This window comes from Pseudomonas sp. TS_SC_3, from assembly GCF_056156225.1.
The window spans coordinates 1,929,065-1,954,909 of record NZ_CM149586.1 but is presented as its reverse complement, the minus strand read 5'-3'; the positions used below and the strand labels follow the sequence as shown (position 1 = coordinate 1,954,909).

Genomic DNA, 25,845 nt, shown 5'->3' with positions numbered 1-25,845 from the left:
TGAGCTTATTCCGTGTTCCGCTTCTGCTGCAGTTCGTCGCCCAGGCTGCCGCACTGCGGTTTGATTCCTGCCCGGTAGGCCGCCCGCGACAGCACGTGGGCTGCCAGCGGACCGCTGGCCAGCAGCACCAGCACACCCAGTAGCACTTCCAGCGCGACCTCGGCGTTACTTGCCACCGCGACGCCAGACAGCACCAGCACCGCGCCCAGCCCCCCAGCCTTGCTCGCCGCATGCATACGGCTGTAACTGTCTGGCAGGCGCACCACGCCTATGGCCCCGAGCAGGGAAATCAGCGCTCCGGCGAGCACTAAAAACGAGGCCAGCCATGCCAGCAGAGGGGCAGTCATTTGGGCTCCTTGTCGTAGGACTTTGGCTCGGGGGCATCACCAAACAGAAAGGCGAAGGCAGCGGTGCCAAGGAACGACACCAGCGCCAGCAACACCGCGACATCAACCAGTGCCGCCTGGGCACTGAACAGCGCAGCCAAGGCCATGGCCGCGACGGCCAGCAGGGTCAGCGCATCGATGGCCACTGCGCGGTCGGGGCGGCTGGGGCCGCGCAGCAGGCGGTAGACAATCAACAGACCGCTCAGCCCCAGCAGCGCGGCGGCCAGGGGCAGCACCCAGAAGGCGCCAGCCAGTTCGACAGTCATTGGCGTTCTCCATCATCGGCGGGTTCAAGCCAGTCCAGCAGGCGGCTTTCCAGGTCGCGCACCATGCTTTCGACCTCGATCTGCTGACGGGCATCGAGGGCGTGGACAAACAGGGTGCCATCGGCTGCCCGATACTCCAGGGCCAGGGTGCCGGGGGTCAGGGTCAGCAAGCCGCCGAGCAGAGTCACTCTATTCGCGTCGCGGCTGCGCAGACGCACCGCGACTATCGCTGGCTCGACGGCTACTTGGCGCGCCAGTACCAGCCTAGCTACCTGCAGGCTGGAGAGAAACACTTGGCCGATAAACCAGGGGATAAAGCAGCTACCCCGTTCCACTCGGCGTGCGTACTGGCGCAGCCGTAAGCTGGGCCAGGCCAGTTTGCACAGCAGGTAGAGCAGGGCGAAGGCGCTCAACACGCCCCAGCCGTGCAGATGCCCGGTAAGTGCAGCCAGCGCCAGGCTCAAAAACAGGTGCAGCAAGAACATTCAGTCACCTCCCGGCGGCGTGAAGCCCTGGAAATAGGCCTGCGGGTCGGCCAGTTGCGCGGCGGCTGCGCTGGCGTAGTCGATCACCGGGCCCGCTGCCAGGCCGATGGCGACGGTAAGCAGGGCTAGCGCGCTGATACTCCACCAGGCCGAACGCAGGCCGATGGCGCTCTGCAGGCTGTCGTCGCCATCCGGGTGGGATTTAAGGAAGGCCTCGTTCCAGATCTTGTTCATCGACAGCAGGGTGAACACCCCGGTAAGCAGGGCGATGGCAGCGGCCCACCAGGCGGCGCTGTCGAGGCTGGCTTTGACCAGCAGAAACTTGGCCCAGAAACCCGACAGCGGCGGAAAGCCGGCCAGCGACAGCGCCGGTATGGCGAACAACAAGGCCAGCCAGGGCCAGCGCGCATACAGCCCGCCCATGGCGGCCAGGCGCTCGGAGCCGCAGATACGTGCGGCCAGGCCGCCGATAAAGAACAGGTTGGCCTTCACCACAATATGGTGGATCAGGTAGAACACCGCGCCGGTCAGGGCCAGCGGGGTGGCCAGGGCCAGGCCGAGGATCATGTAGCCGACCTGGCTGACGATATGGAACGACAGGATTCGCCGTATCTCGGTCTGCGCCGCCGCCCCCAGCACGCCCACCAGCATGGTGGCGCAGGCGACCCACAGCAGCACCTCGTGGACCAGGCCGTAATCGGGCCAGAGCAGCGTCACCAGACGGATCAGCGCATACACCCCGACCTTGGTCAGCAGCCCGGCGAACATCGCCGACACTGCGGTAAAAGCCACGTGGTAGGTGGCCGGCAGCCAGCCAAATACCGGAAACAGCGCCGCCTTGATCGAGAACGACAGCAGCATCAGCAGCAAGGCCGGGGTGGTGCCCGGTGGTGCTTCGCCTGAGCGTACTAGCAACGCCAGCTGGCCCATATTCAGGGTACCGCTGGCGCCATAGATCATCCCCGCCGCCAGGAGAAACAGCAGGGTGGCGAACAGATTGAGGATCACATAGGTCATGCAGCCGGACAGCCTACGTTTGCCGCCACCCAAGGCCATCAGGGCGAAGGAGGCGATCAGCAGCACCTCGAACCAGACGTACAGGTTGAAGATGTCGGCGGTGATAAAGGCCCCGCCGATACCGGTCAGCAGACCATGCACGAACAGGTGGAAATCGCCGCTCAGCTGTTCGTCGCTGTCGCGGCTGATGCCGTAGACCAGGGTGGCCAGGCCGATCAGCGCGCTGATCGCGATCATCGCGGCGGACAGTCGGTCGATCACCAGGCTGATACCGAAGGGCGCTTGCCAATCACCCATTTGTCCGCTCAGTACGGCACCGCCGGCGGCCAGCCAGACCAGCCCCAGGCCTAGACACAGAAGCAGCACCGAACCGCCCAGACTGACCAGTTTCAGCAGGCGCGCGTGGCGGCGCAGTAGCAGACACAACACTAGGGTGAGCAGGGGCAGCAACACCGGCCCGACCAATAGTGCGCTCATGAGCGAGGCTCCGCATGTTCGCTGGCGATTTTCGCGTTCTCGTGCTCGCTGGCGGGCCAGTCTGGGGCAGGCTGCTCGGTGACTGAGCTGATCGAATCGGTCGAGTTGTCGCCATGCAGTTCGCGGGTGCGCTTGAGTAGCGCCAGGGCGAAGATAAACAGGCTGAAGCCGATCACGATGGCGGTCAGCACCAGAGCCTGCGGTAACGGGTTGGCCAGTTCGCCGGTTGCACCACTGGTGCCGATGAAGGCCGCCTGCTGCGCGCCGAAGCGCCCAGCGGTGAGCACGCCCAGGTTGATGGCGTTACCCAGCACTGCAACCCCGAGCACTACGCGCTTGAGGTTGCGGTCTAGCAGCATCCAAATGCCGAAGCCGGCCATGCCGCCGGTGGTGATGGCCGCGATCCATTCCATTAGCGTTGCGCTCCCGTCAGTTGTTTCAGCATGTGCATAGCCGAACCGAACACGGTCAGAAATACCCCCACATCGAATAACAGCGGAGTGCCCAGCGGCAGCCCACCCGGGAAGACCCATAGGCCGGTGAGAAATGGCTGGTCGCTAAACAGCGCGAGGATGCCGGCCAGGGCGGCGCAGCCCAGACCAAGGCCGATCAACGTGTTCGGACTTATGGCATAACGGCGCGGACTCTGGCTGTTACCGAAGGTCAGCAGTAGCAGGGTCATGCCACAGGCAGCGACCAGGCCACCGATAAAGCCACCGCCGGGCAGGTTATGGCCGCGCCACAGCAGCAGCAGAGCGACGATCAACAGCAGGGCCGCGAGCGGGCGCATGCATTGCTGCAGCAGCAGCGAGGTGAACTCTGCAGCTCCCGCGGCTTGTTGGGGGTGCTTGCCGCACCCCAGCAAGGTGGCGGCGGCCAGGGCCGAGAGGGCCACCACCAGGATCTCGCCGAGGGTATCGAAGGCGCGGAAGTCCACCAGGATCACGTTGACCACATTGCGGCCATGGCCGCCGCTCAGGCTGTTGTCCAGGTACCAGTCGGCGATAGTGCCCGGCAGCGGCAGGCTGACAGCGAGGATCAGCGCACCGGCCACGCTGACGCCAAAGAGAATCGCCACCGCAGCATGCAGGCGGCGCTTCCACGGCCTGCGCGCGCCGCTGCTGGGCATGCTCGGCATGCGCCGAAACACCAGGGCGAGAAAGATCACGCTGAGGGTTTCCACCATCAGCTGGGTCATGGCCACATCCGGTGCATTGACTGCGACAAAGAACAGCGCCAGACCCAGGCCGCAAGCCCCCAGCGCGGCTACCAAGGTTAGGCGGCCGGGCAGCAGGGCTGCGGCCGCGGCACCGGCCAGGGCCAGCAGGCAACCGGCTATGCCGAGCGGGGAAATCGGCGAGAAACTGGCGTCGCTCAATACCTGGCTGGCCGGCACCAAACTGAACAGCAACAGGCCACCGATGGTCACCCCCAGGAGCAGTAGATGCTGGCGCAGTGAACCATGCTGGAAGCGTGCGGCGAGCATCCCGGCAAACAGGAAGATGCGCTTGAGCAGGCGATCCCAGAGCAGGTCACCGCTGAAATTCCAGGCGCTGTTGATCCGCTCGATCAGCGCGCGTAACGGGTCGCGCAGGCAATAGAAGAGGGTGCCTAGGCCAATGGTCAGCAGGCTGGCCAGCAGCGCCGGGGTGATGCCGCCCCATAAGTACAGGTGGACATCCACCGAGCCGCGCGCCACGGCCTGCACCGCAGTATTCACCAGCCAGGTTTCCGGCCAGGCATTCCAAGCCCCGAGCAAAAAGCCGCCAACGGCCAAGAGCATCGGACCGATCCACATGGCCAGGGAAACCTCGTGGGGCGTTTTCGGGTAATCGCCTTGGCGGCCGAGAAAGCTCTGGATAAACACCAGGCAGGCGGCGGCGAACAGCAGGGCATTGGTCAGGATCATCACCAAGGTGACCGCCCAACCGATGGTGCCCATTTCAATCAGGCCGCTGTACTTGAACTCCTTGGCGATAAAGCCGAAGAACGGCGGCAGGCCGGCGTTGGAGAAAGCCGCTAGAGCAACCGCCGCACCGGTTAGCGGCATAAAGCGGATCAAGCCGCCCAGGCGTGCCAGTTCGCGGGTACCGGTGGCGTGGTCGATGGCGCCCACGGCCATAAACAACGCGCCCTTGTACAGCGAGTGGGCCACCAGATAGAGCACGAAGGCCTGCAGGCCGTAGCTGGTGTTGGTGCCGATCAGCATGGTCAGCTGGCCCAGCACGGTGACTGTGGTGTAGGCCAGCAGGCGTTTCAGGTCGGTCTGGCGAAACGCCAGAAAAGCCCCGAGCACGGCGGTCGCAGCACCGAAGGTAATCAGCAGGGTGCCCCAGCCGACGGAGCCGCCTAGCACCGGGTTGAGGCGCGCCAGCAAGTAGATGCCGGCTTTAACCATGGTCGCCGAATGCAGGTAAGCAGACACCGGGGTCGGTGCATTCATCGCATTGGGCAGCCAAATATGGAAAGGCACCTGGGCCGATTTGGTAAAGCAGCCGAGCAACACCAGCAGCATGATCGCCGGCAGCAGCGCGTGCTCTTCCACCTGGCTGGCATCAAGCTGGGAGAACTGCCAGGTTTCACTGACGCTGCCCAGCAGGATTAGCCCCGCGAGCAGGGCCAGGCCGCCGCCACCGGTGATCAGCAGCGCCTGCAGGGCCGCGCGGCGTGATTCGCCTTTCTTATGATTGAAGCTGATCAGCAAAAAGGAGGTGATGCTGGTCAGCTCCCAGAACACGAACATGGCGATAAAGTCATCGGCCAACACCAGTCCGAGCATCGCCAACATAAACAGCAGCAGGTAGGCATGAAAGCGCCCGAGCTGATGGTGATCCACCAGGTAGGCTCCGGCATAAAGCACGATCAGCGCCCCGATGCCGCTGATCAGCAGGGCAAATAGCAGTGATAAACCATCCAGGCGCAGGCTCAGTTGGATGCCCAGGGCTGGCACCCAATCGAGGGTCTGGAATAACACCTCACCGCCGGCGATCAGGGGCATCTGACTGGCCAACCAGGCGAAGGTGACTAGCGGCGCGAGCATCAGTACCCAGCCGGCCCGTTGCGGCAGTCGCTGTGTCAGCCAGGGTGCCAGCAGAGCCGCCAGCGCAATGATGGCTAACAGGTAAAACACGGCAGTCTCCTGTGTCGTTTTTCTACGGTAGCCGGTGCGCAATGGCCTGTCGGCACGCTCGGCAAGTGCCCCGTATTTGAGCCTCGGTTAAGGCAAGTCTTTTTCAGCATAGAGAATTGTGCAGGCGCATCGCTATTTCGTGAGGTTTCAGAACGTTGCATGATTGGCCCACTTTGCCGCTGGCATCTTGTGCAAGGCTCGTTCAAGGTCGCGGTATTTCGGGATTCAAGGAGTGTAGGTTGATGCAGGTTCAGGGTTATTTCGACCTCAAGTTCGAGGCGGTCAAAGAGGCATTCGCGGCGCTGTTCGATGATCCGCAGGAGCGCGGCATGGCGCTTTGTGTGCAAGTGGGTGGCGAAACGGTGCTGGATATCTGGGCCGGCACGGCGGACAAGGATGGCCAGCAGGCCTGGCACAGCGACACCATCCTCAACCTGTTTTCTTGCACCAAGACCTTTACTGCGGTGACTGCGCTGCAACTGGTGGGCGAGGGCAAGCTCGAACTGGATGCACCGGTCGCACGTTACTGGCCCGAGTTCGCCGCCGCCGGTAAGGACAAGATCACCCTGCGTCACTTGCTCAGCCATCAGGCCGGGCTGCCAGCTTTGCGCCACATGTTGTCGGCCGAAGCGCTGTATGACTGGCAGACCATGACCACGGCACTGGCCGCCGAACAGCCCTGGTGGCCATTGGGCGAGGGCCATGGTTACGCGCCGATTACCTACGGCTGGCTGGTCGGCGAAGTATTGCGCCGGGTCGAGGGGCGCGGGCCTGGGGAATCCATCGTTGCGCGTACGGCTAAACCGTTGGGCCTGGATTTCCACGTCGGTCTGGCCGATGAAGAGTTCGACCGCGTGGCGATGATCTCCCGCGGCAAGGGCAACTTCGGCGATGCGGCGGCTCAGCGTTTGCTCAAAACCATGATGAGCGAACCAGCAGCCATGAGCACGCGGGCCTTCACGAACCCGCCGTCGATCATGACCAGCACCAACAAACCTGAGTGGCGGCGTATGCAGCAGCCGGCGGCGAACGGCCATGGCAATGCCCGCAGCCTGGCCGGTTTTTACAGCGGCCTGCTCGATGGTCAGTTGCTGGAAAGTGAGTTGCTGGCCGAGCTAACCCGTGAACATGCGGTGGGTGAGGATAAGACCTTGCTGACCCGCACTCGCTTCGGTTTGGGGTGCATGCTCGATCAGCCGCAGGTCGCCAATGCCACCTACGGCGTGGGGCCGCGTGCCTTTGGCCACCCGGGTGCTGGCGGTTCTATCGGCTTTGCCGACCCGGAACGGGACGTAGCGTTCGGTTTTGTCACCAATAATCTAGGACCGTTCGTCCTGATGGACCCCCGAGCGCAGAAACTTGCGCGTCTATTGGCTGCCTGTTTATAACTCGCTCAGCTAAACTGCTGCGCAACAAGGCATGGCCTGCGGTATCTGCAGGCTGCCGACCGGCTCATTTTGTTTATCACGTGTGGATTCCCGATGCTCGCCAACAAAACTCTCGCCATCGCTTTATGTGTGCTGATCAGCGGTTGCAGCCTTTTCGAAAAATCTGCAAAGCCTGCGCCGAAAGCAGTGCCCATGCCGCCACCGGCAGTCACCCAGGCTTGGTTGGATGTGTATGAGCCGAAGGTTAAGGAAGCAATTAAAGGCACCCACTTTGAGTTTGAGCGCCGTGAAAACCTGCTCGTCGTTACCGCTCCAGTGCACGGCTCGTTTAACCCGGACCGCCCGAACATGATGCTGCCCAGCACCCTCGGCCCACTGAGCCGCATGGCTAAGTTGCTGGAAAGTGATGAAACCATCGGCGTACTGATTCTTGGCCACGCTGACAGTAGCGGCCAGGTGACAGCTAACCGTGATCTGAGCCAGCAGCGTGCTCGTGCGTTCACCTCGATTTTTCGCCTCAGTGGCCTCAAGCAAAACCGTCTGATGGTCAAAGGCCTCGGTTCGGATATGCCTCGCGCCGCCAACGACAGTCAGGAAGGTCGTGCGCTGAACCGTCGGGTTGAGATCATGCTGACCTCTAAGTCGACCCTCAACGCGCTGATCGCCAAGTACAGCCAGCCCGCAGCTGCGCCCACAACCGCTGTCGCTGCGGCTAAATCTGTCACTGATAAAGGTGCGAAAACCGTAGCCAAGGCGGATAAGCCCGCTAGCGGCCAATAATCCACGGCAAGCGGCGTGTTGCCGCAGATCAAGCCAGTTTGAGTGCTCGCAGGTAAGCTAGGCACTACCTGATCGAGAGGATTTGCCGATGACTCAAACCTTGGCTGATATGCGCCGTGACTACACCCGTGATGGCCTAAGCGAGGCGCAAGCGCCCGATGAGCCATTTACCTTGTTCGAGCAATGGTTTGCCGATGCGGTAAAAACCGAACAACTGCCGGTTGAACCCAATGCCATGACCCTGGCGACTGTTGATGCTGAAGGGCGTCCGCATTGCCGGGTGTTGCTGCTCAAGGGGTTAGATGAGCGCGGCTTCACCTTCTTCAGTAACTATGAAAGCGCCAAAGGCCAACACATGGCGGCCAACCCCTTCGCGGCCATGACGTTCTTCTGGCCCAGCCTGGAGCGGCAGGTGCGTATCGAGGGGCGCGTCGAGCGGGTGAGTGCCGAAGAGTGCGATGCCTACTTTCAAGTCCGCCCGCTGGGCAGCCGCCTCGGCGCTTGGGCTTCTCCGCAGAGCCGGGTGATTGCCGACCGCGCTGAGCTGGAAGGCTTGCTGGCCGAAACCGAGCAGCGCTTTCTCGACCGTGCGCCGCACTGTCCACCGCATTGGGGTGGTTATCGCCTGCTGCCAGAGCGCATTGAGTTTTGGCAGGGACGTTCCAGCCGTCTGCATGACCGCCTTAATTTCCGCCTGCAAGACGGCGCCTGGTTACGTGAGCGTCTGGCGCCTTAAGCGCGCTTTAGTTACCGGCGTATTGCGCAGCGGCCTGCTCCAGCCAGGAGGCCAGGTCGCTGCGTTTGATGCCAGCGGTATGCGCTTCAGTCAGGCGGGTGAGCATGTAGCTGCGCTTGGCAGGTGAGTCGCCTGCCAGTGACAGGGCCAAATCGCGGTCCATCCAGCGTTTGATCCGCACATACAACCACCAGTGAAAGTACAGCCCAGCCACGCTGGTGATGACGACGATAAAGTAATCCATAAATCCCCCTAGCCAAGCCTAAGCTTAGGCTGATTGGATGCTGCAATTGCACGCGGCGAAGTGTCGCGCCAAAGCCCTGCGCTGACACTGAAGTAAAGCCTTGCCGCATATTGGCGGGTGACAGCGGCGCTGCGCAGGCGGTTTAATGAGTATCTGCCTAACTGGAGAAATAATCATGCGTAAACCTTTTCTGTTGGCCGCCTCGTTCGCTGCGCTGGCCCTGTTGGGCGGCTGCGCTTCCAGCCTGACGGGCGACACCTACTCGCGCGATGAAGCACGCACCGTGCAAACCGTACGTATGGGCACCATCGAAGCGTTGCGCCCAGTGAAAATCGAAGGTACGAAAACCCCGATCGGCGCAGGTGCTGGTGCGGTTATTGGTGGTGTTGCGGGTAGCGGTGTTGGCGGCGGACGCGGCAGTGCGGTAGCAGCGGTAATTGGCGCAGTAGCCGGCGGTTTGCTCGGCGCGATGACTGAGGAAGGTCTGACCCGTACTCAGGGTGTTGAAATCACCGTGAGGGAAGACGACGGCAGCATGCGCGCCTATGTCCAAGCGGTCGAAGAAAATCAGGTTTTCCGGGTCGGCGAGCGTGTACGCATCCTGACTGTGAATGGCACCAGCCGCGTTAGCCACTGAGTACTCGAGAAACCGGATCAGTCCTGGCTGATCCGGTTTTTTATTGTCTTTTTTCTAGTCAAAGCAGATTTTTTATCGGTGTTTTTCGGTTTTTTTAGGCAAGCTCGCGGTAAGCACAGTCTTTAGTAATAATTCTATCCATGACTGTTGACCGATAGTTATGGATAATCGCGCACGCTTTTGTGCCGAAGGGCCTTTAGTCGCCTGGCGGTGCAATACCCATACGTCGGTTGCAGCATAGGCGAGTGTCTGTGCTGGGCCGCCAGTGAGCAGGTTAAGGAGTCAGCCGGGTACGGATACGTGCCGGGTTCGTATTAAGGGGTTTTTCTATGACGCTTGCGCTGATCATCGCCTTGCCATTTCTCGGCATCTTTCTGCCGCTGCTGGCTGAGCGCCTGGGCCGTTCCGCTTGCGCCGCAGCCGCTGCGCTGGCGCCGCTGACGGCCATGGTGTTGTTGCTCTCGCAACAGTCTTCGGTGTTTGCTGGCGATCTGCTCAAATTCAAACTGGAGTGGTTGCCAACGCTGGGACTGAACCTCAGCCTGCGTCTTGATGGCTTGGGCTTTCTGTTTTCCCTGCTGATTTTGGGTATCGGCCTGCTGGTGATCCTCTACGCCCGCTATTACCTGAGCAAGAGTGAGCCGGCGGGGCGCTTTTATGCCTTCCTGTTGCTGTTTATGGGCGCCATGCTCGGCGTGGTGCTCTCGGAAAACCTGCTGCTGATGCTGATGTTCTGGGAGCTGACGAGCCTGTCCTCGTTCCTCCTGATCGGTTTCTGGAACGCTCGCTCGGATGCCCGCAAGGGCGCGCGCATGGCCCTGGTCGTCACCGGCGGCGGCGGTCTGGCGCTGCTCGCAGGGATTTTGCTGCTTGGGCATATCGCTGGCAGCTTCGAGCTGTCCCAGGTGTTGGCTGCCGGGCACGCGATTCGCGCCCATGAGTTATATCCCCTGGCGTTGATTCTGGTGTTGCTGGGGGTGTTCACCAAGTCGGCGCAGTTTCCGTTTCACTTCTGGTTGCCCCATGCCATGGCGGCGCCCACCCCGGTTTCGGCCTATTTGCACTCGGCGACCATGGTCAAGGCCGGGGTGTTTCTGCTGGCGCGGCTGTACCCGGCGCTTGCGGGTTCGGAGTGGTGGTTCTATCTGGTCAGCATCACCGGCCTGGTGACCCTGCTGTTCGGCGCGGGCATGGCCCTGTTTCAGCATGACCTTAAAGGTTTGCTGGCCTATTCGACCATCAGCCATCTGGGCTTGATCACTCTGCTGTTCGGTCTGGATACGCGCCTGGCGGCGGTCGCAGCGGTGTTTCATATCATCAACCACGCCACCTTCAAGGCTTCGCTGTTTATGGCTGCGGGGATCATCGATCACGAAACCGGCAGCCGCGATATGCGGCGAATAAACGGTATGTGGAAGTACATGCCGCATACGGCGGTGCTGGCGATGGTCGCGGCTTCGGCGATGGCGGGGGTGCCGCTGCTCAACGGTTTCCTGAGTAAGGAAATGTTCTTTACCGAAACGCTCAACCAGCACCTGCTGGGCAGCTTCAGCTGGGTGATCCCGGCCGGGGCGACGCTGGCCGGGGTGTTCTCGGTGGCTTACTCGCTGCGCTTTATCCACGATGTGTTCTTCAATGGCGAGCCGGTGAACCTGCCGCATTACCCACCGCATGAGCCACCGCGTTATATGAAGGTGCCGGTGGAGGTGCTGGTCTTCCTTTGCCTGCTGGTGGGCATCGTGCCGGCCTATACCGTGGCGCCCTTGTTGGCAGCGGCGGCGGCGTCGACTCTGGGCGGTCCGCTACCCGAATACAGCCTGTCGATTTGGCATGGGTTCAATTTGCCGCTGTTGATGAGCTTTATCGCCCTGTTTGGCGGCATTTTGGTCTACATATTCCGTCAGCCGCTGTTTCGCTGGTACGCCGGCCTGCCGCAACCAGACGCCAAGTTGGTGTTCGAAAATGCCATGCAGTGGCTGGTAATGGCCGCCAAGTGGATCACCCACTTGCTGGAAAACGCCTCGCTGCAACGCTATCTGGCGCTGATGCTGCTGGCATCTCTGGCCGTGGTGACGGTGGCGCTGGGGCCGCTGTCCAGCCTGCAGGGGCCGCAAGATTTGAGCCCGGTGGATGTGGTGACCGGCTTGAGCATGGGCATGCTGGCGTTGTCGGCGGTGATTACCGTGGTGTTCCACCGTCGCCGCTTGGTCGCTTTGCTGATGCTCAGTGTGGTCGGTTTGCTGGTGGCCCTGGCCTTTGTGCGCTTCTCCGCGCCGGACCTGGCGCTGACTCAGCTGTCGGTGGAAATGGTCACCATGGTGTTGCTGATGCTGGCGCTGTTCTTCCTGCCGGCTACCACGCCGGCTGAGTCCAGCAGCTTGCGTGGCCTGCGCGACTTTATCCTGGCCGGCGGCTTCGGCACCCTGGTGGCGCTGCTGGTGTATGCGGTGCTGACCCGTCCTTACGAGAGCATTGCCGACTACTTTATCGCCAACAGCGTGCCGGGCGGCGGCGGTACCAACGTGGTCAACGTCATCCTGGTGGACTTCCGCGGTTTCGATACCCTCGGTGAAATCAGCGTGCTGGCCATTGCCGGCATGGGCATTTACGCCTTGCTCGGCGGCCTGCAGTTGTTCCAGCCCAAACAGGATGCCGACGGTCACGAGTGGGCGCGTGATCGTCATCCGCTGATCCTTGCCACCTTGTCACGCCTGTTGCTGCCGCTGGCACTGTTGATTTCCGCGTTTATCTTCCTGCGCGGGCACAACCTACCGGGCGGCGGCTTTATCGCGGGCTTGATCACCTCCATTGCCTTGATCCTGCAGTACGTGGCCAATGGCGTGCAGTGGACGCGTTCGCGTCTGGCCCTCAACTATCACCAACTGGCCGGAGCCGGGGTGCTGATTGCGGGTATCACGGGCTTGGCCAGCTGGCTATTTGGCTATCCGTTCCTGACTACCACTTTCGGCCATTTCAATATTCCGTTGGTGGGTGAGGTTGAGCTGGCCAGCGCCATGTTGTTTGACCTGGGTGTGTACCTGACCGTGATCGGCGCCACCCTGTTGATTCTGGCCAACCTGGGCAAACTGACCCAGGACGACACCGCCAAGGAGGTGCATTGATGGAAGCGCTATTTGCCGCAACCCTGGGCATTCTGGCCGCCAGCGGCGTCTACCTGCTGCTGCGGGCGCGTACTTTCCCGGTGGTGATGGGGCTGATTCTGCTGTCCTACGCCGTCAACCTGTTCCTGTTTGCCATGGGCCGGCTGAAGACCGGTATGCCGGCGGTGATAGGCCGTAGCGCCGAGTACGCCGACCCGCTGCCCCAGGCTCTGGTGTTGACTGCCATCGTCATCGGCTTTGCCATGACTGCCTTTATTTTGGTGTTGGCCCTGCGCGGGCTGGGTGAGCTGAAAACCGACCATGTTGATGGCAAGGAGCCGCGTTGATGAATCACGTTTTGATTCTGCCGGTGCTGTTGCCGATGTTTATCGCCAGCGTGCTGCTATTCGCACCGCGTCTGTCGCTGGCCGTGCAACGCAGCTTTAGCTTGGCGTCGGCCGTGCTGTTGGTGTTGATCAGCGTCTATCTGCTGGGTGTGGCCGATCAGGGGGCGCTGCACACTTATGCAGTGGGCAACTGGCAGGCACCGTTCGGCATTATCCTGCTGCTCGACCGCCTCAGCGCGTTGCTGCTGATGGTTACGGCGGTGCTGGCGCTGTTTGCCCTGATCTATGCGGTGCGCGGTGATGATCAGCGTGGCAGCAACTTCCATTCGCTGTTTCAGTTTCAGCTGATGGGGATCAACGGTGCTTTCCTTACCGGCGATCTGTTCAACCTGTTCGTGTTTTTCGAAATCCTGTTGATCGCGTCCTACGCCTTGCTGCTGCATGGCGGCGGCGCTGAGCGCGTACGTGCCGGTATCCACTATGTGGTGCTCAACCTGCTCGGTTCCAGCCTGTTTCTGCTGGCGGTGGGGGTGATGTATGGCATTACCGGCACTCTGAACATGGCCGATATGGCGGTTAAGGTGGCAGCGGCCTCTGCGGATGACGCCGCGCTACTCGGCGCCGCCGGCCTGCTGCTGTTGGTGGTGTTCGGTCTCAAGGCGGCGTTCCTGCCGCTGTATTTCTGGCTGCCACGGGCTTATGCCTCGGCCAGTGCGCCGGTGGCCGCGTTGTTCGCGATCATGACCAAGGTTGGCCTGTACTCGATCATGCGCGTTTACATCCTGATCTACGGCGAACAGGCTGGCAGCATCGCCAACCTGGCCGCCGACTGGCTGTGGCCATTGGCATTGTTGACCATCGTTTGCGGGGTGATCGGCGCTCTGGCGGCGGTGACCGTGCAGGGCCTGTTGGCCTATCTGGTGGTGGCCTCGGTGGGCAGCCTGCTGGCCGGTATCGCGCTGGGCACACCCGAGGCACTGAGCGCGGCATTGTTCTACCTGATCCACAGCACCTGGGTTGCCGGCGCGATGTTCCTGGTCGCTGACCTGATCAGCCGCCAGCGCGGCGAAAAAGCCGGCGCCCTGGTACAGGGGCCGATGCTGCTGCAGCCGTTGCTGCTCAGCGCGCTGTTCTTTATCGGCGCCATTGCCCTGGCGGGGCTGCCGCCGTTCTCCGGCTTGTTCGGCAAGCTGTTGCTGCTGCGCGCTGTCGAGCCCGGCTCGCAGGCGCTGTTGTTGTGGTCCGCCCTGTTACTTGGCGGCCTGGTCACCCTAGTGGCGCTGAGCCGTGCCGGCAGCACCCTGTTATGGCGTACCGGGCGCGATGTGCTGGGCAGTGCCGAGCGTGACGGCGTGCGTACCTTGGCGGCGGCGGGCTTGTTGTCGAGTTGCATGCTGCTGGTGGTGTTTGCCGCCCCCGTGCTGGCGTATGTGCAAGCCACTGCCGCGCAACTGCTCGATCTCGCACCCTATATGCAATTGGTGCCAGCTGGAGAAACGCCATGATGACTGTGTTCGCCAATCGCTGGCTGCCACAGCCGCTACTTAGCCTGTGCCTGCTGTTTATCTGGCTACTGCTAATGAACGACCTTGGTCTGGGCCACTGGCTGTTGGGCGCCTTGCTCGGCTGGGGGATTCCGATGCTGACCCAGCTGTTCTGGGAGCGCACGCCACGCCTGTATAAGCCGGTCAAACTGTGTCTGTTCTTCCTGCGTATCCTTGGCGATATCGTCTTCGCCAACCTGGAGGTGGCCAAGCTGATCATCGGTTCCAGTAGCAAGCTGCGCCCCGCCTTTGTTGAAGTGCCGCTGGAGCTGGAAGACGACCTTGCCCTGACCATGCTCGCCAGTATCGTTTCCCTGACCCCCGGCACCGTCTCCGCCGACCTCAGCGACGACCGCAAGACCCTGCTGGTGCATGGCCTGGATGTGGCTGATGAAGCCGAGCTGATCGCCCAGATCAAACAGCGCTACGAGGCCCCATTGAAGGAGGTGTTCACATGCTCTACTACGTGATTCCCCTGTGCTTGGCGATCATGACAGTGGCGCTGGTACTGACCCTGCTGCGCCTGATCAAGGGCCCGGATTTACCAGATCGCATCCTTGCCCTCGACACCCTGTATATCAACGCCATTGCCCTGATCGTGCTGTTCGGCATCTGGCTGGGCTCTGATCTGTATTTCGAGGCGGCACTGCTGATTGCTGTTATGGGCTTTGTCGGTACGGTGGCGGTGGCCAAGTACTTGCTGCGCGGTGACATCATCGAATGAGAACGAGCTTACGATCTGCTGCGCGTCGGCCCTGCTGCGTTAAAAACAGGCTCGGAATGCTCATTTACAGCTCGTAAACTCCGCTTCCTCGCCTGTTTTTGCCTTGCATGGCTTTAGCTCGCCAGATCGTAAAAACGTTCTACGGAGACTGCTTAATGAATACATGGATCGAAGGCTTGGTGGCCATCAGCCTGCTGATTGGCAGTCTGTTTGCGTTTGTCGGCGCATTGGGGCTCTACAAACTACCGGATTTCTTCATGCGCCTGCACGGACCGACCAAGGCCACCACTCTGGGGGTGGGCGGCATGGTGGTGGCGTCGATGCTGTATTTCAGCAGCCAGGGCAACGGTATCAGCCTGCATGAACTGTTGATCACTCTGTTTTTGTTTATCACCGCACCGGTTAGCGCCCATATGCTGGCCAAGGCTGCCCTGCAGCAGAAGCTGCGCGTGAGCGACAAGACCCGCGGCAAGCCCTGGGATCAATAAGCCTGCACAGTTAGCGGCGTTGACTGTACCTGTCGGCGCCGCGCCGGCCTCTCTACACTGCAGCCTTTGATCAGGAGGCTATATGCAGGAGCAGGGTAGAAGTGTGGCGGTGATCTACCTGGTGATCGCCATGGCACTGTGGGGCAGTTCCTTTATCGCACTAAAACTGGCCTTCGCCGAATTGCCGCCGCTGTGGGTGATCTTCGGCCGCATGGCCTTGGGCAGCCTGGTGTTTCTGCTGGCCTGGCGCTGGCGTGGACAGATGCACTACCGCGCCGGTGATTGGAAGTACCTGCTCGGCTTGGCCGCCTGCGAACCCTGTTTATATTTCCTCTTCGAAGCCCTAGCCCTGCAGCACACCAGCGCTGCTCAAGCGGGTATGGTCACGGCCTTGTTGCCGCTGCTGGTGGCGGTTGGCGCGTTTATTTTCCTGCGTGAACGGATTAGCCGCATGACTCTGGCAGGTTTTTTTCTAGCCCTGATCGGTGCCGTTTGGCTGAGCCTGGCCGGCAGCGCCGATGAGCATGCCAGCAACCCCATTCTTGGCAACTTCTACGAGCTGCTCGCGATGCTCTGCGCCATGGGTTACACCTTGCTGCTCAAGCACCTGTCATCGCGCTATTCGCCCTTTTTGCTGACGGCAATGGTGGCGTTTGTTGGCACGCTTTTCTTTCTGCCGATGGCCTTCCTCAGTGCGCCGCTACCCACCAGCGTCAGTGCGATGGGCTTAGGCGCAGTGGCTTACCTGGGCATCGTGGTGACTGTGGGGGCATACGGGCTTTATAACTTTGGTGTCAGCCGTTTGCCGGCCAGTCAGGCGTCGGGCTTTACCAACCTAATTCCGGTATTCACCTTGCTCTTCGCCATCGTGCTTTTGGGGGAGCGTTTAAATACGACCCAAATGCTGGCTGCGGCTTTGGTGTTTACCGGCGTAGTGCTGAGTCAGTGGCGCGGTACTCGCGTGGTTCCGGCAGGCGTGCTGGATTAAGCGTAACTAACCGCCAGGCGGCGTTTTATGCGGCTCAACGTGCCGCCGTTTGCCCGGTGATGCCTGGTTATGGCTTACGTATGGAAGATGCCTGCCGGCGACGACTCGCCGGCTCAGCGTGTTGGCTTTGTTGCACGGATGGCTGCCGCTTGCAGCGGCAGCTCAGTTGACCCGCGTCGTTAGGCCGGCGCAATGCCAGCCGTTCCACCAATCAGGCTTCGGCAATGCCCAGCATGTCGCGAATCAGCGCTTCCGCCACGCGTATGCCGTCCACGCCGGCGGAGAGAATGCCACCGGCGTAACCGGCGCCTTCACCCGCCGGGTACAAGCCACGCACGTTCAGGCTCTGCATGTCCGCGCCACGGGTGATGCGCAGCGGTGAGGAGGTGCGGGTCTCGATGCCGGTCAGCACCGCATCATGCAGGTCGAAGCCCTTGATCTGCTTGCCGAAGGCCGGCAGCGCTTCGCGGATCGCCTCAATGGCAAAATCCGGCAGCGCCAGGGCCAGGTCGCCCAGTTTAATCCCCGGTTTGTAGGAGGGCTCGACACTGCCCAGCTCGGTGGACGGCCTGCCGGCGATAAAGTCGCCAACCAGCTGCCCCGGCGCCTCGTAGGTGCTGCCGCCGAGCAAGTAGGCCTGGGATTCCAGGCGCTCTTGCAGCTCTACGCCCGCCAGCGGACCACCGGGGTAATCCTGCTCCGGGGTGATGCCGACGACGATACCAGCGTTGGCGTTGCGCTCGTTACGCGAGTATTGACTCATGCCGTTGGTCACTACACGGTTCGGCTCCGAGGTCGCTGCCACCACGGTGCCGCCTGGGCACATGCAAAAGCTGTAGACCGAGCGGCCGTTTTTGGCATGGTGCACCAGCTTGTAGTCGGCGGCGCCCAGCTTCGGGTGGCCCGCATATTTGCCCAGGCGGGAGCGGTCGATCAGCGACTGTGGGTGTTCAATACGAAAGCCCACTGAGAACGGCTTGGCTTCCATAAACACGTTGCGCTTGTGCAGCATGCGGAAGGTGTCGCGCGAGCTGTGGCCGAGTGCCAGGATCACCTGGCGGCTGAGAATCTGCTCACCACTGTCGAGCACCACCCCCTTGAGTTGACCCTCTTCAATCAGCACATCGCTGACACGCTGCTGGAAGCGCACTTCACCGCCCAGTGCCTTGATTTCTTCGCGCATGGTGGCGACCACGCCGGTGAGGCGGAAGGTGCCGATATGCGGTTTGTTGACGTAGAGGATTTCTTCCGGCGCGCCGGCTTTGACGAACTCCTGCAGCACTTTACGGCCGTAATGCTTGGGGTCTTTGATCTGGCTGTAGAGCTTGCCGTCGGAGAAGGTACCGGCACCGCCTTCGCCGAACTGCACGTTGGATTCGGGCTTGAGTATATTCTTGCGCCACAGGCCCCAAGTGTCCTTGGTGCGCTGGCGCACTTCGGTACCGCGCTCCAGCACAATCGGCTTGAGCCCCGCCTGAGCGAGAATCAGCGCAGCAAAAATCCCGCACGGGCCAAAGCCGACCACCAGTGGGCGCTCGGCCAGGTCTTCTGTAGCCAGGCCGACGGGTTTGTAGGCGGTGTCCGGGGTGATGTTGATATGCCGGTCATCGGCCAAGCGATTCAGCAGCGCCGCTTCATCCTGCAGGCTGCAGTCGATGGTGTAGATGAAGTGTATTTCGCTGGATTTCTTGCGCGCATCGTAGCTGCGCTTGAACAGGCTGAAGTCGAGCAGCTCGCTGTCGGCAATCCCTAAACGCTGGATGATGGCGGGGCGCAGGGCCTCTTCGGGATGGTCGAGCGGCAGCTTGAGTTCGGTGATGCGTAACATGAGGGGGCGATCCACTATCAGGGCCGGAGGCAACCCGGCAGCATTTTAGGACCGGCGATTATACCTGCGATTACCCTACCTGCGCCGCCCCTGCGCACGGTGCCCGCCGTATGGCGTGTGCCGGCTGGGGGCGGCTAGACCAGGCTAATGCGGGCTAGCGGGCGTGCGGCTTCACCCAGGCCAGCATTACATCGAGCATGCGGTTGGCGAAGGCCCACTCGTTGTCATACCAGGCCAGCACTTTGACCAGATCGCCCTGTACGCGGGTGTGATTGAGGTCGACCACGCAGGACATTGGGTAGCCGTTGAAGTCACTGGAGACCAGCGGCAGTTCGTTGCACTCCATGACCCCTGCCGGCAGTTGCGCGGCCCCACGTTGCAGCGCGGCGTTGATTGCCTCGCGGCTGGTTGGGCGCTCGCAGGTGAAGGTCAGGTCAACGAGTGACACGTTGGGCGTGGGGACGCGCACTGACAGGCCATCCAGGCGACCCGCCAGCTCGGGCAACACCAACCCGATGGTTTTTGCCGCGCCGGTGCTGGTGGGGATCATCGACAGCGCGGCCGCGCGGGCGCGATACAGGTCGCTATGGGTCTTATCCAGCAGGTTCTGGTCGTTGGTGTAGGAGTGAATGGTGTTGAGCAACCCCTGGCGAATGCCCACGGCTTCGTGCAGCACCTTGGCCAAGGGCGCCAGGCAATTGGTGGTGCAGGAGGCGTTAGAGACAATTTGCTGATCGCCCAGCAATTGGTGGTTAACCCCGTACACCACGGTCAAGTCGGCGCTGTCGAGCGGATGCGAGAGCAACACGCGCGGGCTACCGGCCCTGATGTGCTGTTCAACCAGCTCACGCTTCTTCAATTTGCCGGTGCATTCAAGCACCAGATCGACCGCGTGTTCACGCCAGGGCAGATTCGCCACCTCGCGTTCACGCATTAGTTGGATTGAATGACCATCAACCTGTAATACATCGCCGTCCAGGCTGATATGCCCAGGAAAGCGGCCGAAGGTGGAGTCGAAGCGAGTGAGGTGGGCGAGGGTGCTTTGCTCACCCAGGTCATTGATTGCAGTGAGGTGAATCTGCTGCTGTAAGTTGCGCTCAAACAACGCGCGAACCAGGCAGCGACCGATACGTCCATATCCATTGATGGCAATGCGCAGCATAGTGATCTTCCTTTGGCTGACTTCCCTGTCAGCTTAGGCCAATCGTCTAGCGGCCGGCTGATCTATCGTAGCTCGCTGTGCATTGTGTGTTTGCCGATGTGTCTAGTCGTTGCGCGCGCCGCCGAGGTAAGCACAGCCGCGCATGGCTTGCCCATTGAGGCGCAATTCGGCGCTCATGTGCTGCACCGCACCACTCATGCCGTCGACACAGCGTTGTGGTGCGAGCCACAGCTCAAGACGTTGGCCGTTGGCCTCGCTGCTGAGGTTGATACGGCCTTCCGGCAGCTGCTCCTCTAAGTAGGGCAGCGCTTGGGGTTCCTGACCAGCACGGTTGAGGACCAACCCTTGATTGCTCACGGCGATATTCCAGTCCGGCTCATAGCCGCTGGCGCGCAGTACGGTGCGGGCAAAGTTGATATCCGTGCAGCCATGGCCTTCAGCCTGAACGCGGTAGACCTTGCTGGGGGTAACGGTGCCGTCCACTCCCGATTTACTACTGCCCGATAATGCGCCCTGCATGTCGACATACAGCTGCTGTGCGCCGTCGCTAAACAGCCCTGCCGCATCGCTGGTTAAGGCGGTTTGCCCGCCGTTGGCGATTACAAAGCGGCGTTGCTCTTGGCAGGGGCGAAACAGCAATTGCCCGTCAACCTGACTGAGTTCGCCCTGCAGGCGAGTGTGTTCTAAGGCGTTTTCATGCGGTTTTTCGCTGAACACCTGGCAGCCAGCAAACAACGGCAACAAGGCAAAGACTAAGGTACGGCTAACGCGCATGGGGCTCTCCTGGCTAGAGCGGGTAAGTTACCGAGGCGCTTGAGTGATCACAAGCGCAAGCAAAGGCATTCCCCGAATGCCGACCTAGGCGAAGGTGAAGCGCTTTTGCAGTGGTGGGACACCTCGCAATGCCACGATAAAGACCGTCCCTCAGATACAGCTGGGTGTTTATGCCGCATGTGCTGCTGGCGGTAGCGTCAAAATTTACAAAATGGCTGGCCAGTAAAGGCTGTTAATCGCCAAAATGGCGCCCTGAAAGGCTCCACCAACTGATCTTTCACCGCAGGTTGGCAGTAGCTGAGTGTTGCAAAGGGTTTACGGCGCTCCTGCGCTGCCCGATCAACTGAAAAAAGCTCGACGCCGTGTCGGGCTTTTTCGTTTCTGTTGATTGTTGCGGGCTGGTTGGTCTTTATCGTGTGTTGAACATTTGACGGAGCGGCGCATGCGTGCAACCTGGGATATTTTCTGCAGCGTTGTCGATAACTACGGTGATATCGGTGTTACTTGGCGCTTGGCGCGGCAGTTGGTCGCCGAGCATGGCCTGGCGGTGCGGCTGTGGGTGGATGACTTGGCGGCCTTTGTACGCCTGTGTCCGCAGGCTGATGCACTGGCGCTGCGGCAAAGCCAGCAGGGCGTTGAGGTGTGTTTATGGCGCACCGAGTGGCAGGCCGTTGAGCCTGCTGATGTGGTGATTGAAGCCTTTGCCTGTGAGCTCCCTGCCGCCTATATCGCGGCAATGGCGGCGCGCCAGCAGAAAGTGCTCTGGCTTAATCTGGAGTACCTCAGCGCCGAGGCGTGGGTGGAGGGCTGCCATGGCTTGCCGTCGTTGCAGGCCGGTGGATTAGCCAAGTTTTTCTTCTTCCCAGGTTTTACCGCTGGCAGTGGTGGATTGCTGCGCGAGCGTGAACTGCTGACGCAGCGCCGCGCATTTCAGGCAGACCACAGCGCTTGCGATGACTTTCTGCGCAGTATTGGCGTTGCCCCGGTGGCAGGCGCCCGGCGAATTTCCTTGTTTGCATATGAAAATACAGCGCTGGGCAGCTGGCTCCATGCCCTGTCACAAGGCGCGCAGCCTACGCAATTGCTGGTGCCTGAGGGGCGCATTTTGAGCAGCTTGCAAGGTTGGTTGGGCGGCCCTGAACTGCAGGTCGGCGACACCTATCAACGTGATCAGCTGCATATTCAAGTGCTGCCATTTTTGCAGCAAGACCAGTATGACCGGCTGTTGTGGAGCTGCGACTTCAATGCGGTGCGCGGTGAGGATTCCTTCGTTCGGGCGCAATGGGCCGGGCGGCCGCTGCTTTGGCATATCTACCAGCAGGCTGATGATGCCCATCTGGAAAAGCTCGATGCGTTTTTAGCACTTTATAAAGAAGGCCTGTCACCAACCGCGCAGGAGGCCCTGGCCGACTTGTGGCTGGCTTGGAATACTGGACGGGCGGTCGAGGAAAGCTGGAATAGGCTGCTGCAAAGCTGGCCTGAGCAGCTGCAACACGCACAGGAGTGGTCTCTAGGGCGGGGCTCTCAGCCGGATCTTGCGGCTGCGCTGGTGCAGTTTTACCTAAATTGGCTATGATACGCGGCCAAGAATTTTGTAATTCCATCCAATACCCGGATATTCGTATGAAAACCGCACAAGAAATGAAGCCCAACAGTGTGGCCCTGATCGACGGCCAACCGTGGCTGATCCAGAAGGCCGAATTCACCAAATCCGGTCGTAACAGCGCCATCGTTAAAATGAAGTTGAAGAACCTGCTGAGCGGTTCCTCGACCGAAACCGTTTACAAAGCCGACGACAAAATGGAGCCGGTGATCCTTGATCGCGTAAACGTGACCTACTCGTACTACAGCGAGCCGAACTACGTCTTTATGGACGAAGAGTTCAACCAGTACGAACTGAACAAAGACGATCTGGAAAGCGTTATGCCGTACATCGTCGACGGCATGACTGACGTCTGCGAAGCCGTGTTCTTCGAAGGTAAAGTGGTTTCGGTTGACCTGCCGACCACCATCGTTCGCCAGATCACTTACACCGAAGGTTCCGCCCGTGGTGACACTTCCGGCAAAGTGATGAAGCCAGCCAAGCTGAGCAACGGTACCGAGATCAAAGTCGCTGACTTCTGCAACATCGACGACTGGATCGAAATCGACACCCGTACCGGTGAGTACAAATCCCGCGCTAAAGCTCCGGTCTAAGATCGGCTTTAACGGCGAGAGTAAAAAGCCCGACCTTGAGTCGGGCTTTTTTATGGCCAGCCATTCATGGCGGCCACCCTTCGGGTTGTCGCTGCGCAACGTTAAACATGATTCCCGATCATTTTTTGTGCCTGCTGTTTCAGCCTTTAACCACGTTGTAGGCCGCTTTGCAGCGCCAGGTCCCAGGGCGCTACCGGGCCGAAGCGGGCCTTGAGAAACTCCAGCAACAAACGGCTGCGCGAGTCGGTTTCACGTTCTAAGCGCAGGGCGTAGATGCCGCTGGGCTCGGGAGCGGGCAGGCCGTTTTCGCAGAACAGCGGCAGCAGTTCGCCGCGCAGCAGGTAGTCGCTGATCAGCCAGGTGGGTAAATGAGCAATGCCCAAGCCGGCGAGGGCGCTGAATAGAAGCGCTTCGGCGTTGTTGGCGGTCATGCGCAGGCGCTTGGGGCGGCACAGCTGCAGTTTGCCGTCCTGCTCGAAGCGCCAGGCGTAGGGCGGCGCTAGGCTGTCCCAGTCGAGACCGTCATGCTCCAGCAACTCATCAGGGCTGCGCGGTACGCCGCGACGCGCTAGGTAGTCGGGGCTAGCGCAGACGACCCGGACCATGGGCGATAGCGCGGTGGCGACCAGGCGGGTGTCGGCCAGGGGACCGATGCGCAGCACCAGGTCGACTTCACCCAGGTGCGTGCCATGCAGATCGACAAAGCTGTCGATCAAGCGCAACTGCACATCCAGCCCCGGATAGGCGACCAGAAACTCAGCAATTGCCGGGGCCAGGTGGCGCCTGCCGAACGGTGCCGGCGCGTCGATGCGAATCAACCCTTCCGGGGCGCTGCTCAACGATACGGCTTCAGCGCGGGCCAGATGTAACTCGGCAAGAATGCGCCTGGCCCGTTCTGCAAACGCCAAACCGGCGGAGGTGGCGCGCACGGCATGGGTGCTGCGGCTGAACAGGTTGCTGCCCAGCGAGCGTTCCAGGGCATCGATGCGCCGGGCCACGGCCGAGGGCGTCAGTGGGTGGCGGCGGGCCGCAGCGGAAAAGCTGCCGGTTTCCAGCACATCAAGAAACAGGCTGAGTTGGTCGGTCAGGCTATCGGGGTTCATGGTCAGCCTCTGTTGTGCGTTGAATGCACAGCCATTTTGCGTTGCTGTGCGTTTCGCGGCCAGTGACGAATCACTAGGCTGTGCAGCCTCACTTTGGAGCCTATCAATGATCTTGCTCGACGTTGCCTTGAACCTACTGCTGGGATTGGCCCTCGGCACCTTGGGCGGTCTGTTTGGGATTGGCGGTGGGCTGATCGCCATTCCGGCGCTTGGCGTGCTGTTTGGCCTGGATCAGCAATTGGCCCAAGGCACGGCGCTGGTGATGGTGGTGCCCAATGTGCTGTTGGCGCTGTGGCGTTATCACCAGCGCAACCGCATCGATTGGCGGCATGCGTTGGCCCTGGCGGTGCCCAGCCTACTATTTGCCTTACTGGGCGCAGGCTGGGCGGTCACGGTGGATGCCGAGCGCATGCGCCTGGGGTTCGTAGTTTTCCTGGTGCTGCTGGCGGCCTACAACCTCGCTCGGTTGTACAGCCAGCCGGCCATGCTCTCGGCTGGCCTGCGTTACCCCTGGCCCTGGCTGACGCTGCTGGGCAGTGGCGCCGGCTTGCTCGGTGGGTTGTTTGGTGTGGGCGGCGCGGTGCTGGCGACACCGGTGCTGACTTCGCTGTTCGGTGCCGGTCAGGTGATGGCGCAGGGGCTTTCCCTAGCTCTTGCCGCGCCGAGCACGGCCGTAACGCTGGCGACCTACGCGGCCCATGATCACGTTGATTGGCTGATGGGGGCGCCCCTGGCATTGGGCGGTTTGCTCAGCATCAGTTGGGGCGTGAAGTGTGCCCATGCGCTGCCAGAGCGCGTTCTGCGCGGGCTGTTCGCGGGCTTTCTGCTGCTGTGCGCGGTGTTGCTCGCGCTTAAAGCCTGAAACCTTCGACGATTTGTTCGGCCAGGGTTTCGGTGACCTGGGTTTGCGTGTTGCTGTTGCGCAGCAGCACGATACTGGCGGAGGGCAGGGCGGGCATGCCTTCGGCTTCACCAATCACCTGCAAGTCCGGGGTGATCAGGCTTTGCAGCTGAGCAGTAATCGCCAGGCCGGCGCTGACCGCCGCCATAATCGCCGACAGGCTGGGGCTGGTGTAGGCAATACGGAAGTTGCGCCCCAGCGCGTCCAGGCCATTGCAGGCCCAGGAGCGGCAGAAACACTGTGAGTTGAACATCGCCAGCGGCAGGGTTTCCAGCTCATGCAGATTGGTGTTGCGCGCTTGTGCCCAGACCAGATGTTCCTGGCGCAGCAGTTGGCCGATCTCGGTGCCCGGCTCGCGGGTGACGATGGTCAGGTCGAGGTCCTGGCGCTGCAGCAGTTGGAAGGATGGTTCGCAGTGCAGCTCGACCTGCACCAGCGGGTAGGACTGGGCGAACCGTACCAGAATGCCCTGCATAAAGCGCATCACATAGTCGTCCGGGGTGCCGATGCGCACGGTGCCGACCATATGCGGCTCACGCATGCTGTTCATCACTTCGGCGTGTAACTTGAGAATGCGCCGCGCATAGCTCAAGAGCAGCTGGCCCTCGGCGGTGAGGCTGAACTGGCGCCCGTCGCGTAGAAACAACGGGCGCTGCATCACGTCTTCTTCCAGGCGCTTCATCTGCATGCTGACGGCTGACTGGGTGCGATTGACCATTTCTGCGGCGCGGGTAAAACCGCCGTGATCGGCAATTGCAACAAAGGTGCGCAGCAGTTCGCTGTCGATGCTCGGGTAGCTGGCCATGCATCAATCTCCGAGATGTATAGCATAAGAAACATTCGTTGGATTGATCATAAGTCGAGCGCGAGACTGTCGCCAACCCCACAAGGAGGGTGACGAGATGAACAGTCAAAAAGGTTACGCATTAGCCAGTGCCGGGCACTTACAGGGCCGCCGGCTGTTTGAAAGTTTGCGTGCAGTTGGCCGCCAGCTTCTGCGTTGGTGGCAGCTGGCTGAACAACGGCGGCGCCTGGTCATGCTCGATGACGCGGCGTTGAAAGATATGGGTATAAGCCGCGCGGATGCGATCCAGGAAAGCGAGCGCTCATTCTGGGACGATCCTCTTGTGCGCTGAGTCGCGG

The 25,845-nt window shown here is 61.1% G+C and carries 27 protein-coding genes; 15 read left to right on the top strand and 12 right to left on the bottom strand.

The annotated features are described in order from the left end of the window. Positions 1 to 5: 5 nt before the first annotated feature. Genes mnhG through mbhE form a run of 6 tightly spaced genes read right to left on the bottom strand, consistent with a single transcriptional unit; the run spans position 6 to position 5,761 of the window. Complete coding sequence (mnhG, locus tag AC0J6G_RS09470; protein WP_475253426.1) at positions 6 to 347, bottom strand: monovalent cation/H(+) antiporter subunit G; 342 nt, start codon at positions 345 to 347, stop codon at positions 6 to 8. Next, positions 344 to 652 carry an MrpF/PhaF family protein gene (locus tag AC0J6G_RS09465; RefSeq protein ID WP_475253424.1) on the bottom strand — a complete coding sequence of 103 codons (309 nt, stop codon included), beginning with the start codon at positions 650 to 652 and terminating at the stop codon, positions 344 to 346. The genes mnhG and AC0J6G_RS09465 overlap by 4 nt, the downstream gene beginning before the upstream one ends. Next, on the bottom strand, positions 649 to 1,137 hold the full coding sequence (locus AC0J6G_RS09460) for a Na+/H+ antiporter subunit E (protein ID WP_475253422.1): 489 nt from the start codon (positions 1,135 to 1,137) through the stop codon (positions 649 to 651). The genes AC0J6G_RS09465 and AC0J6G_RS09460 overlap by 4 nt, the downstream gene beginning before the upstream one ends. Beyond that, positions 1,138 to 2,631 carry a proton-conducting transporter transmembrane domain-containing protein gene (locus AC0J6G_RS09455; protein ID WP_475253420.1) on the bottom strand — a complete coding sequence of 498 codons (1,494 nt, stop codon included), beginning with the start codon at positions 2,629 to 2,631 and terminating at the stop codon, positions 1,138 to 1,140. It abuts the gene before it with no gap. Further along, positions 2,628 to 3,044 (bottom strand): sodium:proton antiporter, encoded by a 417-nt coding sequence (locus AC0J6G_RS09450; protein WP_475253418.1) that lies wholly within the window; start codon positions 3,042 to 3,044, stop codon positions 2,628 to 2,630. The genes AC0J6G_RS09455 and AC0J6G_RS09450 overlap by 4 nt, the downstream gene beginning before the upstream one ends. After that, positions 3,044 to 5,761 (bottom strand): hydrogen gas-evolving membrane-bound hydrogenase subunit E, encoded by a 2,718-nt coding sequence (mbhE, locus tag AC0J6G_RS09445; RefSeq protein WP_475253416.1) that lies wholly within the window; start codon positions 5,759 to 5,761, stop codon positions 3,044 to 3,046. Before mbhE ends, AC0J6G_RS09450 begins: the two co-directional genes overlap by 1 nt. 242 nt (positions 5,762 to 6,003) lie before the next feature. Between mbhE and AC0J6G_RS09440 the strand changes: the two genes are divergently transcribed. From AC0J6G_RS09440 to pdxH, 3 genes are all read left to right on the top strand, one after another. Further along, the gene (locus AC0J6G_RS09440) at positions 6,004 to 7,149 is read left to right on the top strand and encodes a serine hydrolase domain-containing protein (protein WP_475253414.1); all 1,146 of its coding nucleotides are present in this window, start codon (positions 6,004 to 6,006) and stop codon (positions 7,147 to 7,149) included. 93 nt (positions 7,150 to 7,242) lie between these two features. Then, positions 7,243 to 7,929 (top strand): OmpA family protein, encoded by a 687-nt coding sequence (locus AC0J6G_RS09435; RefSeq protein ID WP_475253412.1) that lies wholly within the window; start codon positions 7,243 to 7,245, stop codon positions 7,927 to 7,929. An 88-nt stretch (positions 7,930 to 8,017) separates the two neighbouring features. Next, a complete protein-coding gene (pdxH, locus tag AC0J6G_RS09430) occupies positions 8,018 to 8,665 on the top strand; it encodes a pyridoxamine 5'-phosphate oxidase (protein ID WP_475253410.1) in 648 nt (215 codons plus the stop codon). A gap of 7 nt (positions 8,666 to 8,672) precedes the next feature. Here the strand turns inward: pdxH and AC0J6G_RS09425 are convergent, their stop codons facing one another. Further along, positions 8,673 to 8,909: a hypothetical protein gene (locus AC0J6G_RS09425; RefSeq protein ID WP_475253408.1), complete on the bottom strand. Its 237-nt coding sequence runs from the start codon at positions 8,907 to 8,909 to the stop codon at positions 8,673 to 8,675. 175 nt (positions 8,910 to 9,084) lie between these two features. On the opposite strand from AC0J6G_RS09425, the gene AC0J6G_RS09420 reads away from it, so the two are divergent. From AC0J6G_RS09420 to AC0J6G_RS09385, 8 genes are all read left to right on the top strand, one after another. After that, a complete protein-coding gene (locus tag AC0J6G_RS09420; RefSeq protein ID WP_475253406.1) occupies positions 9,085 to 9,546 on the top strand; it encodes an outer membrane lipoprotein in 462 nt (153 codons plus the stop codon). A 329-nt stretch (positions 9,547 to 9,875) separates the two neighbouring features. Next, on the top strand, positions 9,876 to 12,668 hold the full coding sequence (locus tag AC0J6G_RS09415) for a monovalent cation/H+ antiporter subunit A (RefSeq protein ID WP_475253404.1): 2,793 nt from the start codon (positions 9,876 to 9,878) through the stop codon (positions 12,666 to 12,668). After that, complete coding sequence (locus AC0J6G_RS09410) at positions 12,668 to 12,994, top strand: Na+/H+ antiporter subunit C (RefSeq protein WP_475253402.1); 327 nt, start codon at positions 12,668 to 12,670, stop codon at positions 12,992 to 12,994. Before AC0J6G_RS09415 ends, AC0J6G_RS09410 begins: the two co-directional genes overlap by 1 nt. Then, a complete protein-coding gene (locus AC0J6G_RS09405; RefSeq protein ID WP_475253400.1) occupies positions 12,994 to 14,499 on the top strand; it encodes a monovalent cation/H+ antiporter subunit D in 1,506 nt (501 codons plus the stop codon). Before AC0J6G_RS09410 ends, AC0J6G_RS09405 begins: the two co-directional genes overlap by 1 nt. Next, on the top strand, positions 14,496 to 15,008 hold the full coding sequence (locus AC0J6G_RS09400) for a Na+/H+ antiporter subunit E (RefSeq protein ID WP_475253398.1): 513 nt from the start codon (positions 14,496 to 14,498) through the stop codon (positions 15,006 to 15,008). The genes AC0J6G_RS09405 and AC0J6G_RS09400 overlap by 4 nt, the downstream gene beginning before the upstream one ends. Beyond that, positions 14,993 to 15,262 carry a K+/H+ antiporter subunit F gene (locus AC0J6G_RS09395; protein ID WP_475253396.1) on the top strand — a complete coding sequence of 90 codons (270 nt, stop codon included), beginning with the start codon at positions 14,993 to 14,995 and terminating at the stop codon, positions 15,260 to 15,262. Before AC0J6G_RS09400 ends, AC0J6G_RS09395 begins: the two co-directional genes overlap by 16 nt. Before the next feature lie 155 nt (positions 15,263 to 15,417). Further along, positions 15,418 to 15,750, top strand: coding sequence for a Na+/H+ antiporter subunit G (locus tag AC0J6G_RS09390; protein ID WP_475253394.1), 333 nt, complete (start codon positions 15,418 to 15,420; stop codon positions 15,748 to 15,750). A gap of 82 nt (positions 15,751 to 15,832) precedes the next feature. Continuing rightward, positions 15,833 to 16,738 carry a DMT family transporter gene (locus AC0J6G_RS09385; protein ID WP_475253392.1) on the top strand — a complete coding sequence of 302 codons (906 nt, stop codon included), beginning with the start codon at positions 15,833 to 15,835 and terminating at the stop codon, positions 16,736 to 16,738. 211 nt (positions 16,739 to 16,949) lie between these two features. On the opposite strand, the gene AC0J6G_RS09380 is transcribed toward AC0J6G_RS09385, so the two are convergent. From AC0J6G_RS09380 to AC0J6G_RS09370, 3 genes are all read right to left on the bottom strand, one after another. Further along, positions 16,950 to 18,566 (bottom strand): NAD(P)/FAD-dependent oxidoreductase, encoded by a 1,617-nt coding sequence (locus AC0J6G_RS09380; RefSeq protein ID WP_475253390.1) that lies wholly within the window; start codon positions 18,564 to 18,566, stop codon positions 16,950 to 16,952. 154 nt (positions 18,567 to 18,720) lie between these two features. Continuing rightward, complete coding sequence (gap, locus tag AC0J6G_RS09375; RefSeq protein ID WP_475253388.1) at positions 18,721 to 19,728, bottom strand: type I glyceraldehyde-3-phosphate dehydrogenase; 1,008 nt, start codon at positions 19,726 to 19,728, stop codon at positions 18,721 to 18,723. A 102-nt stretch (positions 19,729 to 19,830) separates the two neighbouring features. Further along, positions 19,831 to 20,502 carry a COG3650 family protein gene (locus tag AC0J6G_RS09370; protein ID WP_475253386.1) on the bottom strand — a complete coding sequence of 224 codons (672 nt, stop codon included), beginning with the start codon at positions 20,500 to 20,502 and terminating at the stop codon, positions 19,831 to 19,833. A gap of 442 nt (positions 20,503 to 20,944) precedes the next feature. Between AC0J6G_RS09370 and earP the strand changes: the two genes are divergently transcribed. Next, positions 20,945 to 22,078 carry an elongation factor P maturation arginine rhamnosyltransferase EarP gene (gene earP, locus AC0J6G_RS09365; RefSeq protein WP_475253384.1) on the top strand — a complete coding sequence of 378 codons (1,134 nt, stop codon included), beginning with the start codon at positions 20,945 to 20,947 and terminating at the stop codon, positions 22,076 to 22,078. A gap of 47 nt (positions 22,079 to 22,125) precedes the next feature. Then, positions 22,126 to 22,698 (top strand): elongation factor P, encoded by a 573-nt coding sequence (gene efp, locus AC0J6G_RS09360; RefSeq protein WP_475253382.1) that lies wholly within the window; start codon positions 22,126 to 22,128, stop codon positions 22,696 to 22,698. A 146-nt stretch (positions 22,699 to 22,844) separates the two neighbouring features. Here the strand turns inward: efp and AC0J6G_RS09355 are convergent, their stop codons facing one another. Continuing rightward, the gene (locus AC0J6G_RS09355) at positions 22,845 to 23,801 is read right to left on the bottom strand and encodes a LysR family transcriptional regulator (protein ID WP_475253380.1); all 957 of its coding nucleotides are present in this window, start codon (positions 23,799 to 23,801) and stop codon (positions 22,845 to 22,847) included. Positions 23,802 to 23,907: 106 nt separating this feature from the next. Here AC0J6G_RS09355 and AC0J6G_RS09350 point away from each other — a divergent pair, with 106 nt between their 5' ends. Next, a complete protein-coding gene (locus tag AC0J6G_RS09350) occupies positions 23,908 to 24,663 on the top strand; it encodes a sulfite exporter TauE/SafE family protein (RefSeq protein ID WP_475253378.1) in 756 nt (251 codons plus the stop codon). Here the strand turns inward: AC0J6G_RS09350 and AC0J6G_RS09345 are convergent. Continuing rightward, entirely contained in the window at positions 24,653 to 25,507 is an 855-nt protein-coding gene (locus AC0J6G_RS09345) for a LysR substrate-binding domain-containing protein (RefSeq protein WP_475253376.1), read from the bottom strand. The genes AC0J6G_RS09350 and AC0J6G_RS09345 overlap by 11 nt on opposite strands. Positions 25,508 to 25,604: 97 nt before the next feature. On the opposite strand from AC0J6G_RS09345, the gene AC0J6G_RS09340 reads away from it, so the two are divergent. Further along, positions 25,605 to 25,838: a DUF1127 domain-containing protein gene (locus AC0J6G_RS09340; RefSeq protein ID WP_475253374.1), complete on the top strand. Its 234-nt coding sequence runs from the start codon at positions 25,605 to 25,607 to the stop codon at positions 25,836 to 25,838. Positions 25,839 to 25,845 lie beyond the last annotated feature (7 nt).

Excerpts from the sequence above, each read along its gene's own strand:
- mnhG (WP_475253426.1), bottom strand. The coding sequence starts at position 347 with ATGACTGCCCCTCTGCTGGCATGGCTGGCCTCGTTTTTAGTGCTCGCC.
- AC0J6G_RS09465 (WP_475253424.1), bottom strand. The coding sequence starts at position 652 with ATGACTGTCGAACTGGCTGGCGCCTTCTGGGTGCTGCCCCTGGCCGCC.
- AC0J6G_RS09460 (WP_475253422.1), bottom strand. The coding sequence starts at position 1,137 with ATGTTCTTGCTGCACCTGTTTTTGAGCCTGGCGCTGGCTGCACTTACC.
- AC0J6G_RS09455 (WP_475253420.1), bottom strand. The coding sequence starts at position 2,631 with ATGAGCGCACTATTGGTCGGGCCGGTGTTGCTGCCCCTGCTCACCCTA.
- AC0J6G_RS09450 (WP_475253418.1), bottom strand. The coding sequence starts at position 3,044 with ATGGAATGGATCGCGGCCATCACCACCGGCGGCATGGCCGGCTTCGGC.
- AC0J6G_RS09440 (WP_475253414.1), top strand. The coding sequence starts at position 6,004 with ATGCAGGTTCAGGGTTATTTCGACCTCAAGTTCGAGGCGGTCAAAGAG.
- AC0J6G_RS09435 (WP_475253412.1), top strand. The coding sequence starts at position 7,243 with ATGCTCGCCAACAAAACTCTCGCCATCGCTTTATGTGTGCTGATCAGC.
- pdxH (WP_475253410.1), top strand. The coding sequence starts at position 8,018 with ATGACTCAAACCTTGGCTGATATGCGCCGTGACTACACCCGTGATGGC.
- AC0J6G_RS09425 (WP_475253408.1), bottom strand. The coding sequence starts at position 8,909 with ATGGATTACTTTATCGTCGTCATCACCAGCGTGGCTGGGCTGTACTTT.
- AC0J6G_RS09420 (WP_475253406.1), top strand. The coding sequence starts at position 9,085 with ATGCGTAAACCTTTTCTGTTGGCCGCCTCGTTCGCTGCGCTGGCCCTG.
- AC0J6G_RS09415 (WP_475253404.1), top strand. The coding sequence starts at position 9,876 with ATGACGCTTGCGCTGATCATCGCCTTGCCATTTCTCGGCATCTTTCTG.
- AC0J6G_RS09410 (WP_475253402.1), top strand. The coding sequence starts at position 12,668 with ATGGAAGCGCTATTTGCCGCAACCCTGGGCATTCTGGCCGCCAGCGGC.
- AC0J6G_RS09405 (WP_475253400.1), top strand. The coding sequence starts at position 12,994 with ATGAATCACGTTTTGATTCTGCCGGTGCTGTTGCCGATGTTTATCGCC.
- AC0J6G_RS09400 (WP_475253398.1), top strand. The coding sequence starts at position 14,496 with ATGATGACTGTGTTCGCCAATCGCTGGCTGCCACAGCCGCTACTTAGC.
- AC0J6G_RS09395 (WP_475253396.1), top strand. The coding sequence starts at position 14,993 with ATGCTCTACTACGTGATTCCCCTGTGCTTGGCGATCATGACAGTGGCG.
- AC0J6G_RS09390 (WP_475253394.1), top strand. The coding sequence starts at position 15,418 with ATGAATACATGGATCGAAGGCTTGGTGGCCATCAGCCTGCTGATTGGC.
- AC0J6G_RS09385 (WP_475253392.1), top strand. The coding sequence starts at position 15,833 with ATGCAGGAGCAGGGTAGAAGTGTGGCGGTGATCTACCTGGTGATCGCC.
- AC0J6G_RS09380 (WP_475253390.1), bottom strand. The coding sequence starts at position 18,566 with ATGTTACGCATCACCGAACTCAAGCTGCCGCTCGACCATCCCGAAGAG.
- gap (WP_475253388.1), bottom strand. The coding sequence starts at position 19,728 with ATGCTGCGCATTGCCATCAATGGATATGGACGTATCGGTCGCTGCCTG.
- AC0J6G_RS09370 (WP_475253386.1), bottom strand. The coding sequence starts at position 20,502 with ATGCGCGTTAGCCGTACCTTAGTCTTTGCCTTGTTGCCGTTGTTTGCT.
- earP (WP_475253384.1), top strand. The coding sequence starts at position 20,945 with ATGCGTGCAACCTGGGATATTTTCTGCAGCGTTGTCGATAACTACGGT.
- efp (WP_475253382.1), top strand. The coding sequence starts at position 22,126 with ATGAAAACCGCACAAGAAATGAAGCCCAACAGTGTGGCCCTGATCGAC.
- AC0J6G_RS09355 (WP_475253380.1), bottom strand. The coding sequence starts at position 23,801 with ATGAACCCCGATAGCCTGACCGACCAACTCAGCCTGTTTCTTGATGTG.
- AC0J6G_RS09350 (WP_475253378.1), top strand. The coding sequence starts at position 23,908 with ATGATCTTGCTCGACGTTGCCTTGAACCTACTGCTGGGATTGGCCCTC.
- AC0J6G_RS09345 (WP_475253376.1), bottom strand. The coding sequence starts at position 25,507 with ATGGCCAGCTACCCGAGCATCGACAGCGAACTGCTGCGCACCTTTGTT.
- AC0J6G_RS09340 (WP_475253374.1), top strand. The coding sequence starts at position 25,605 with ATGAACAGTCAAAAAGGTTACGCATTAGCCAGTGCCGGGCACTTACAG.